The sequence below is a fragment of the Vibrio sp. 1727 genome (assembly GCF_033344415.1).
GTDB classification, from domain to species: domain Bacteria; phylum Pseudomonadota; class Gammaproteobacteria; order Enterobacterales; family Vibrionaceae; genus Vibrio; species Vibrio alginolyticus.
In genome coordinates, this window is record NZ_JAWPOT010000208.1 from 1 (window position 1) to 768 (window position 768).

Sequence of the window (768 nt, forward strand, 5' to 3'; positions counted from 1 at the left end):
GCTTTTCTAGAATGTTGCGAATGCTCTCGGCTTGAGAACTCAGCACATTATGCGCCAGAAGCAGTGGCATTGCGGCTACCAAGCCGAGAACCGTTGTCACCAACGCCATCGAAATACCGCCCGCCATGACTTTTGGATCGCCATTACCAAACTGAGTGATCACTTGGAATGTTTCGATCATGCCCGTTACCGTACCTAGCAGACCTAACATTGGTGCCAGCGCTGCAAGCAGTTTGAGCATCGATAGTCCTTTTTCAAGGTGCGTTTGCTCATCAACCACCGCCTCAAGTAGACGCAATTCTAATGCTTCGACACTTCGATGTTTGTCGTTTTGATAAACAGAAAGAACGCGACCTAGAGGGTTATCTTCTGCTTTGGTTGGATTCTTTAGCTGCTTCGCGATTTTTTGGCGAGCAATGAAAAGAGACACACCGCGAACCAATGCGATAATCAAACCAATCGCTAATAGAACAAGGATGATCTGGCCAACTACGCCACCCGCATTTAGACGATCTTTCAGCGTTGGCGAGTTCGCTAGCTGTTCTAAAAGAATGCCACGCGATGGATCAATAACTAACGAATCCAATTCGCCGTTGGTGAATGCGCTCGCTGTCGGACCATTTTCTGGCTGACGCAAATAGTTCACTGCGTCACCACGCTGGCCGTTCCATTTCACATAGCCATTGTCATCAAGTAGTGCCATTGCGCCAAGACGAACACCGTTGACTTTCTGTTCTTTACCTTCTCCATCGAGCAAAGTGAAAGAGA

At 48.0% G+C, this 768-nt stretch carries 1 protein-coding gene; it reads right to left on the minus strand.

The features are described from left to right. Positions 1–768 (minus strand): MotA/TolQ/ExbB proton channel family protein (locus R8O10_RS24810; protein ID WP_318191901.1); only part of this gene is annotated, 768 nt, incomplete at both ends.